This window comes from Subtercola boreus, assembly GCF_003399645.1.
Classification (GTDB): Bacteria; Actinomycetota; Actinomycetes; order Actinomycetales; family Microbacteriaceae; genus Subtercola; species Subtercola boreus_A.
In genome coordinates, this window is record NZ_NBXD01000033.1 from 1 (window position 1) to 7,677 (window position 7,677).

Sequence of the window (7,677 nt, forward strand, 5' to 3'; positions counted from 1 at the left end):
CCGACCCTGCGCGGTACTTCGTACCTTCCAGGCAAAAAACGTGTGGGAGGAAGTGACAGTCGGGGCCGAGACAAACCTCCATTTCGGCTTGACAAACCTGATTGAGAATCACGGCAAAACAACGTGGGGGAAGAAAGAGAGAAGAAACCATGACACGGATTACCGGAATCCTGATCGACGCCTACGGGGTGCTGTCCACCGTCAGCATCGACGGCACCACCAGCAACACCCGCTTGTCGGGGATGTATGAACACATCGAGTGCAGCACCGTCGACGTGATCGGCCTCGAAGACGGGATCGATGTGTGGGTGGACGACGAGGGCCTGTACATGCAGGAGCCCAACCCGACCTTGACCGGAATGCTCCGCCTGACCCGCCCGTTCCAAACCCACCTGTCGGGTGCGGGCTTGTTCTTGACCACGGACGACGAGGGAGAAACCCTCCCGCTCACCCCGGAACAGATCGCCACCGTCATCGGTTGGTGGCAGGTCGCTAGCGGCGTCCCCGCACCGACCGCCGCGTAACACCCCCAGTAACAAAAAGGTCGGGGACCGAAGCATCCGAAGTGCCTCGGTTCCCGACCGTCTAACCCCATCTTATTGAAGGAAGAATATCGTGACCAAGAACACCACCACCACCACCCCGGCAGCCGACACCACCGCAGCCGACACCGCGCCTGATCTCGCTGCGAGCCTCGCAGCGGGAACTGTGACCATTGAGGCGGTCGACCCGGGGGCGGTCGAGCTTGACCCGAACATCAGAACCAGCCCGGTTCTGCCGCCGGAGTTCGTGGACTCCATCCGTACCGAGGGTGTCCGTGAGCCGGTACTTGCAAGGCGTGGGGAGGACGGCATCACCTACGTCTATGACGGACAGCGGCGCTTGCTCGCAGCCCGCGAAGCGGGCCTGACAACCATGCTCGCCGTGTTCGGTATCGCGGACACCACCGGCACCGAGTCAGGCCGGATCCTTGACCAGCTCCGCACCTTCGCCCGGACGGAGCTGACGCTCACGGACCGTATCGCGGCGTACGAGGCGCTGGCGCTTGATGGGATCAGTGTGGAGAAGATCGCGAAGTCCGCGGGAGCGGACAAGGCCACCGTCGCGGGGGCGCTCACCATTGGCAAGAGCAAAGCCGCCACGACCTATGCCGGGTACGGCACGGTCTCGTTCGATCGTCTGCTTTTGATCGCTGAGTTTGAGGGGGATGAGGATTCGATCACTGCCATTACGGACTGCGACGACGAAGACCTGAGCTATGTCGCGCAGGAGTGCCGCGACGAGAACGCCCGTCTCGCCCGGCAGACCGAAGTCGTGGCCGCGCTCGAAGCGGACGGCCTGACCGTTGTCACGTCGTGGAATTACTCGACCATGGCGCACCTGTCACGGCTCACGGACGCCGCAGACGACGCCGACGAGCGGCCCACTCTCGACCCGGGAGCGCACGCGGCGTGCGACGGTCACGCCGTGTTCTTGACCGTGAACGGGCTTGGCGCGGACGACACCGAAACGGTGCCGCTGTGCACGAAGCCGGAACTTCACCAGAGCATCTACCGCAGCTATCGCACGCAGGTTTCCGCGCCGGTCGAACTGACCGAGGAGGAGGCCGACGCCCAGGCGGAAACCAAGCGCGCGGAACGTCGAACCCTGATCGGAAATAACCGCGCGTGGGACACAAGTGTCACGGTCAGAAAGGAATGGATCGTGGCGTTTCTGACCCGGAAGAAGCTCCCCACCGATGCGGCGGCGTTCGTCGCTGTGACCCTCACCCGGCACTCGTACGAGGTGACTGGCGACAACAGTGGAGGCGCTGCCACGTACCTCGGCATCGAGGGATACGCCGGACGCGAAGCCCTCGCCGGAATGGTCGAGGCCACCCCGACCAAGGCCGGATATGTGAGCCTCGCGGTCGCCCTGTCGGCGCGGGAGAACCACACCAGCCGGGAGTCATGGCGGAACCCGAACGCGTCGGATAAGGCGTACCTGTTACAGGCCGAAAAGTGGGGCCACCGCCTGACAGCCGTGGAGCGCATCGCGGCAGGCTACCCCGCACCTGAGGTCGCTACGGAAGACCCTGAAACCGCCACCGAGTAGCCACCACCGGGAGGCGGGCCGGACAGCACCGGCCCGCCCCACCCGCACAGCTTGGGCGGGGTGTCTTACCGCCCTGAGTGCGGTGCGTTCGCCGGACCTCCCGGGTCCGGCGGCGAGGGACCTAGGCGGCCCCTCCCGCTCCCCACCCAACACCCGGTCGATAGACATGAAGATGCCCCTGCAACCACCCGTTTGGTTGCAGGGGCATCGGCGTCAGTAATCCTATGAGGTGGGCCAGGCTGCGAGGGGTTCGTACCGGGTGAGTGTGGGTAGTCCGTCGACGCTCTCGATTGTGGTTCCAGGTTCGGTGAGGCCAGCGGCGTGCGCGATCGCGGTCATCACGAGTTGCGTGTACTTCAGATCAAGGTTCGTGGTCGTCTCTCGGAGGTCGACGGGGGTGCCCTGGCCAAGGGATGCCGCGATTCTGATGAGGTGCTGCTGCCCACTACTCAGGGTTCCGGATTCGGTGAGGAGCACGTCGAAGTCGACGGCGCTGGTCTTCCACGCGTTATCGGTTCTCACCCACGGTGCCCGGTCGTAGATCAGGCCCGCCCTGATGACGAGCTCGACAGCGGCGACGAGCGGGTTCGACCCCTCCGCCCACGCCCGCACCTGGTCATACAGGGCAGCGTCGCTGTTGGTTGTCATGAGTCGTCTCCGTTCGGTTCCGTCGCGTGTGCCTCGACCGGTGCGGCGGTCTTCCGGGGCCGCGTAGTCCGGGCTGGTGTCTGGCTGGGGCGGGGTGCCCCGGTGGCTCGGAGTTCCTTCTCCGTCCAGCCCGCGGTCAGTGCACTGTTCCACGCTTTGGTGTGCTGGGTTTCCGCGTCGCTGAGTGCGGCCCGGGCGGTGTCGGTGTGGTTCGCTGCGGCAACGATCGACCGCACCGCGTCGACTCTTTTCTCGACGGACTGTTCCAGAAGCCGGCGGGCAGCGTCGGCAGCATCATCAGGATTCCTGTTGCTATCAGTCATGCCCCCAGAGTAGACGTTCTCACCGCACCCCGGGGTAGGGGTTTGCGTCTATCAGTACATGGCCTCACCAACGACACTAGGCCCCGACGGTATCGGTCCGTAGCTGCTGCCTCTCGCATCAAACCGTCAACGGCTCCACCGTGAGACAGAAAGACCAACATATTTTGGAGCAAGCTGTCCGTTTACCGCTGGTAAATGGCTTGCCGGGCTGGCGCTGCGTTGGCCGGGCTGCAATACTTGTCGTATTGGTCCCCGCCTGGGGGCGGGTTCGCTGCGCTGGCAAGGTAAAGCGGTTACGGGGAAAGGTGGTGGTCTACATTTCGGATATGAACCCGAGGCGTTTGTTCGCCCGTAAGCGTCGTGAGAATGCCCCGGATGGTGCGCGGGAGAAGTATTACCGGGTGTATGTGACTGCGGAGGAGGATGCGCAGTTGCAGGCTCGCGCGGCGGTCGCGGGTGACATTACGGTTCCTCGGTTGTTGTTCGAGTCGGCGATGAACGCTCAGGTTCGGACGGGTGCGGAGTGGAAGGGCGCGGTCGCTGAGTTGATGCAGGTTCGCGCGGACCTTGGCCGCATGTCATCGAACCTGAACCAGTTGGCGAAGTTCGCGAACACGGAGGGCCAGTTCCCCGCGCAGGTTGAAGAGTTCCGGGTGCTGTTCGTGGGGTTGGTGCCGCAAATTTCGGCGGCGTGCAGGGCGGTCGCTGGGCAATGATGCCGAACGTCACGTACGGCGCGGACATGGGGGGCCTGATGAGGTACCTCGTGGGGGAAGGGCGTGCGAACGAACATACCGAACAGCACTTAGTCGCTGGCAATTCAGCGATCATGGCGCAGTACGGATACGAGGTTCTGGACCGGAACGCGGCAGTAAAAATCGCGGCCGATCTGGATGAACCGAGGCAGGTATACGGCACGCAGGTTCGTCGGTCCGTGAAGCAGTTCGATCCGGCCACTGGGGAGCCTGTCATTGACCCGATGACAGGTCGGCAGGCGGCTGTGAAGCAGGACGCGAATGTGTGGCACTGCTCGCTGTCGCTGAGTGCAGAGGAAGGGCATCTCACGGACGAGAAATGGGGTCTGATCGCGACGGACTTTGTGCGCCGGATGGGATTTGCGGGCGACGATATTGGTAAGTCCGATGCGCGGTGGGTGGCAGTGCGTCACGGGGATTCAAAGGCCGGTAACGACCACATCCATATCGCCGTTTCGTTGGTCCGTGAGGACGGCACAAAGGCGCACATCCCGTACGATAAGCGCCTCTCGCAGAGCGTGACCCGGGACCTTGAACGGGTGCACGGTTTGGTCGAGCTGCACCCCGAGGGTCGGGAGCTTGGCGAGCGTGGAATCGTGCCCGGAGCCCGCGAAGCGGCGCGGAAGCGGGACGCAGTAGAACCGGATGTGCGCCGGTTGGAACGAAGCGTGCGTGCGGCCGCGTCAGCGTCCGTTGATGAGGGCGAGTTCGTTCGCCGCTTGCGTGCTGAGGGGCTGCTTGTGCGACCGCGTTTCGCAGTCGGTCGGAACGACGTTGTGCAGGGCTACACCGTGGCGCTACGACCACAAAACAATGAGCCGGTACGGTGGCACGGCGGCGGCACTCTGGCACGCGACCTGACGCTCCCGCAACTGCGTAACGGGTGGCCCGACGAACCCGGCCAAGCGTCGGACGCTGCCGCCGAATGGCGTGCCACAGCGAAGAACCCGTGGAAGTACGAACCCGTCAAACCCGGCCGCGAAACGGCCACCCCATCCCCGGCCCTGTTCGAAGAATACGCAGCCGACATGGCACGCCTGCATGAGTACATCCAGCGGGTGGACCCGGCCGATAAAGCGACCTGGGCGCACGTCGCCCGCGACACCGCAGGCGCGTATGCGGCCTGGTCCAGGCGGCTCGAACCGACCCCTGGCCCGCTCGCGGACGCTGCGCGGTCCCTTGCGAGATCCGCGCACCTCCGAGCCCACGAAACGACACCCCGCCCGGTAAGCATGCCGGCCATGGCCGGGACGACGGCGCTCATTCTGCAGGCTGCCGCTAAGGGCAACAATGCGGCCGCTGAGCTGCTGCTGTTCAAGCAGTTAGCGATGACCAGTCACGCAATCATGTCCGCGCATCAAGCAGCCGGTGACGCCCGCCGTACGACCGAAATCTCTACAACACTTCGGGGCCAACTGTCCGAGGTCCGCGACGGCTATCAGACCTACATCACGACGGAAAAGGCGGCAGCGAATGAGAGGGCGTGGGAGGCGCTACCGGAGAGGCTGAAAAACGCTCGTCGGGTGTCCGAAACGAACTTCCCCGTCGGCAGCCCTGTCCCGACACCGCTCACCCCGTATCAGCAGCAGGAAGCAGACCTCCTTACGCAGCGGACACGGGAAGCGCGCAACCAGCCAGACACCGACCGCGACGGCTACGGCCGATAACAACCCTCAGACCCTCCGCACGTCAACTCGCAAATAGGAAGCAGGTACACGCTCATGAGTGATCACGATGAGGTCGGCCAGGAGGTCGGCCAGCACGCCCGGGTAGCGCTCACGATCGCGTTGCAGATGGGTGAGAAGTTCGCTCGCCTCCGAGAAGAAATGTCCCGCAATACACAAACCCGCACCGCAGCCGAAGCCAGGGAGTTGTCCGCCCGGTTCGACGCGGAACGTGCCGCCGCGCGAGCGACATTGCAGGTCGTAGACAAGCCGGAGTGGTGGGACAAAGCCACCGTGCAGGACGTAGCGCGAGTCGCGGAAACAGCGCAGGCGTGGAAGACCCACGACCCGGCCGCCGCGCACGCCGCCGCCGTCGTGCAGCGCGAAGTCCTCGAACGGTACGGGGTAGACACGACAGTGTTGCAAGCCGCCGCCCGGGAGGGCCGGACGGAGCTTGACCGCGCTAAAGAATGGGCCACGGATGCAGCCCCTGAGTATTACCACCGGCAGGACGAGGCCCGTCTCACGATGCGGGTCGGCGACAGTACCGTTCCTGACGCGTCCGCGGAACGGGCGCTGATCACCGACTACCGGGCAGCCCTCGCCGGCGACACCGACCGGGTGGAGCTCAGCACCGCCGAGGAATGGAAACGATCAACCGACCCGGCAGGGTTTTCGGATTACCGGGTGCAGACCAGCATCGACTGGTCCGACACCGGCCACGCCCAAACCATCGACCCCGCGGCCGCGCAGGCCGTTCGTGCGGCTCTGGTTGAGGAATGGAAAGACACCGTTGCCCCGGAACGCGCCCGCGTCGGTGACGACCTCGTTGAGGCGCAACTGCTGATCGCGGAAGCAGACCGCATCGACCGCAGCAACACCGCCCGCACCTACGACACCCCCGCGGAAGGTTCAGCCGATGTGGACAACGGGCGGGCTGTCATGGCCGCGGACCTCGAAGCCCGCGCCGACGACTACGACCGGGACGCAAGCCAAGGCGGCACCGACACCCACACCCCGGACCAGCTCCAAGAACTCGCCGCCGACGCCCGCGCCCAAGCGCAACTCTTCCGAGACACCCCAGAGCCGCAGGACGCCAGCCAGAGCGGACACACGACGCAGGCGCCCGAGCAGTCCAGCGCGCCCGCCAGGGAGGCCGGCGAGGTCGCTTACGACAGCGCCGAACGGCGGCAGGCAACAATTCAGGCAATGGAAGCCAAAGGAGTCCCGCCGCACCTGATCCAGGCAAGGATGAGCGCCGACAGTGCACACGCGACCCCGGCCAGTAGCGCGGTGACGTCCAAGGCTCCAATGAGTAGCATCCCTAAGACCCGGCGGGACAACTCAGCCGGGCACGGCGCGGATCGAAGCGACCGCGGCCGCTAAAAACACAGAACACACAAAGAAAGGGACGCACCAAAAGCCGGTGCGTCCCTTTCTTTGTTCCGTGCTTAGGCGGGCTGGGTGCCACCCTGACTTTCTTGCCCCTCCTGTTCCTCCTGCTGCTGCTTTTGCTGCTCTGTGTAGAGCAGTGGTTGCCGGTCGTCCTTGAACATGCCGTCAGGAGCCGCCGTGTAAGGCAGCGGGGCACCGATCCGGTTCTCGTCCTTCGAGTCCGCGAACGGCCCCTCAGGAGACAGCAGGGCCTTCATATGCGGGTCGCAGTGGTTGATCCACCACGAACTCATGCCCGCCTTCTCGTCCTGCCGTGCGGCCTCCCAGGACCGCCACAACGCCTCCATCCGCTGCTGCGCTTCTTCGCTGTCCCACCACGCCGCTTTCCACCGCATTCCCCCACCGGAGCCGTGAGCTATGACACGGCGACGATACGAACCGATCAGTTGCTTACGCACGAACTCATCCGCAGACCCGAAATGCGTCGTGACCGCCGCCTCCTGCTTCTTATCCGGCTGGGAAGCCACCGCAGGTGCCGGGGTCACAGCTGGTCGTTGTTCTTCCGCGCCACTAAACCTCGATCCACCGATGTTCTTGGGTGAGAGCGGGTCGCGCGCTTGGTGAGCTTCGTGCTGGTTATGGGCGCGGCGGTGCCGCGGGCCTTGCTGCCTGTGGTGTTCCGCTGAGGGTTTCTGCTCGCGCCGGGGTGGCTGGATGGTCGGATGGGTCAGCTCTGGGGCGGCCCAGTCGCGTGAGCGAACATCGCCGTCCAGGCCGTTTCCCAGGGCCAGGATTGGG

At 64.8% G+C, this 7,677-nt stretch carries 8 protein-coding genes; 5 read left to right on the plus strand and 3 right to left on the minus strand.

Annotated elements, in window-relative coordinates; genetic code table 11:
- The first annotated feature begins 149 nt into the window (after positions 1–149).
- Together B7R24_RS16370 and B7R24_RS16375 are read left to right on the plus strand one after the other, a co-directional pair.
- On the plus strand, positions 150–524 hold the full coding sequence (locus B7R24_RS16370; protein WP_116420056.1) for a DUF3846 domain-containing protein: 375 nt from the start codon (positions 150–152) through the stop codon (positions 522–524).
- Positions 525–615: 91 nt separating this feature from the next.
- Positions 616–2,094 (plus strand): ParB/RepB/Spo0J family partition protein, encoded by a 1,479-nt coding sequence (locus tag B7R24_RS16375; protein WP_172582880.1) that lies wholly within the window; start codon positions 616–618, stop codon positions 2,092–2,094.
- 222 nt (positions 2,095–2,316) lie between these two features.
- Here B7R24_RS16375 and B7R24_RS16380 read toward each other — a convergent pair whose 3' ends face one another.
- Positions 2,317–2,742 (minus strand): hypothetical protein, encoded by a 426-nt coding sequence (locus tag B7R24_RS16380; RefSeq protein WP_116420058.1) that lies wholly within the window; start codon positions 2,740–2,742, stop codon positions 2,317–2,319.
- Positions 2,739–3,065: a hypothetical protein gene (locus B7R24_RS16385; protein ID WP_147304080.1), complete on the minus strand. Its 327-nt coding sequence runs from the start codon at positions 3,063–3,065 to the stop codon at positions 2,739–2,741. The genes B7R24_RS16380 and B7R24_RS16385 overlap by 4 nt, the downstream gene beginning before the upstream one ends.
- Before the next feature lie 305 nt (positions 3,066–3,370).
- Here B7R24_RS16385 and B7R24_RS16390 point away from each other — a divergent pair, with 305 nt between their 5' ends.
- The 3 genes from B7R24_RS16390 to B7R24_RS16400 all read left to right on the plus strand — a co-directional run bounded on the left by B7R24_RS16390 (position 3,371) and on the right by B7R24_RS16400 (position 6,870).
- Entirely contained in the window at positions 3,371–3,781 is a 411-nt protein-coding gene (locus B7R24_RS16390) for a plasmid mobilization protein (protein WP_147304081.1), read from the plus strand.
- 113 nt (positions 3,782–3,894) lie between these two features.
- The gene (locus tag B7R24_RS16395) at positions 3,895–5,487 is read left to right on the plus strand and encodes a relaxase/mobilization nuclease domain-containing protein (RefSeq protein ID WP_172582881.1); all 1,593 of its coding nucleotides are present in this window, start codon (positions 3,895–3,897) and stop codon (positions 5,485–5,487) included.
- Positions 5,488–5,541: 54 nt separating this feature from the next.
- On the plus strand, positions 5,542–6,870 hold the full coding sequence (locus tag B7R24_RS16400; protein ID WP_116420062.1) for a hypothetical protein: 1,329 nt from the start codon (positions 5,542–5,544) through the stop codon (positions 6,868–6,870).
- 65 nt (positions 6,871–6,935) lie between these two features.
- Here the strand turns inward: B7R24_RS16400 and B7R24_RS17885 are convergent.
- A partial coding sequence (locus tag B7R24_RS17885) for a DUF4913 domain-containing protein (protein ID WP_216363752.1) occupies positions 6,936–7,677 on the minus strand: 742 nt, incomplete at its 5' end.

Coding starts and splice junctions, on each gene's coding strand:
- B7R24_RS16370 (WP_116420056.1), top strand. CDS start 150: ATGACACGGATTACCGGAATCCTGATCGACGCCTACGGGGTGCTGTCC.
- B7R24_RS16380 (WP_116420058.1), bottom strand. CDS start 2,742: ATGACAACCAACAGCGACGCTGCCCTGTATGACCAGGTGCGGGCGTGG.
- B7R24_RS16385 (WP_147304080.1), bottom strand. CDS start 3,065: ATGACTGATAGCAACAGGAATCCTGATGATGCTGCCGACGCTGCCCGC.
- B7R24_RS16395 (WP_172582881.1), top strand. CDS start 3,895: ATGGCGCAGTACGGATACGAGGTTCTGGACCGGAACGCGGCAGTAAAA.
- B7R24_RS16400 (WP_116420062.1), top strand. CDS start 5,542: ATGAGTGATCACGATGAGGTCGGCCAGGAGGTCGGCCAGCACGCCCGG.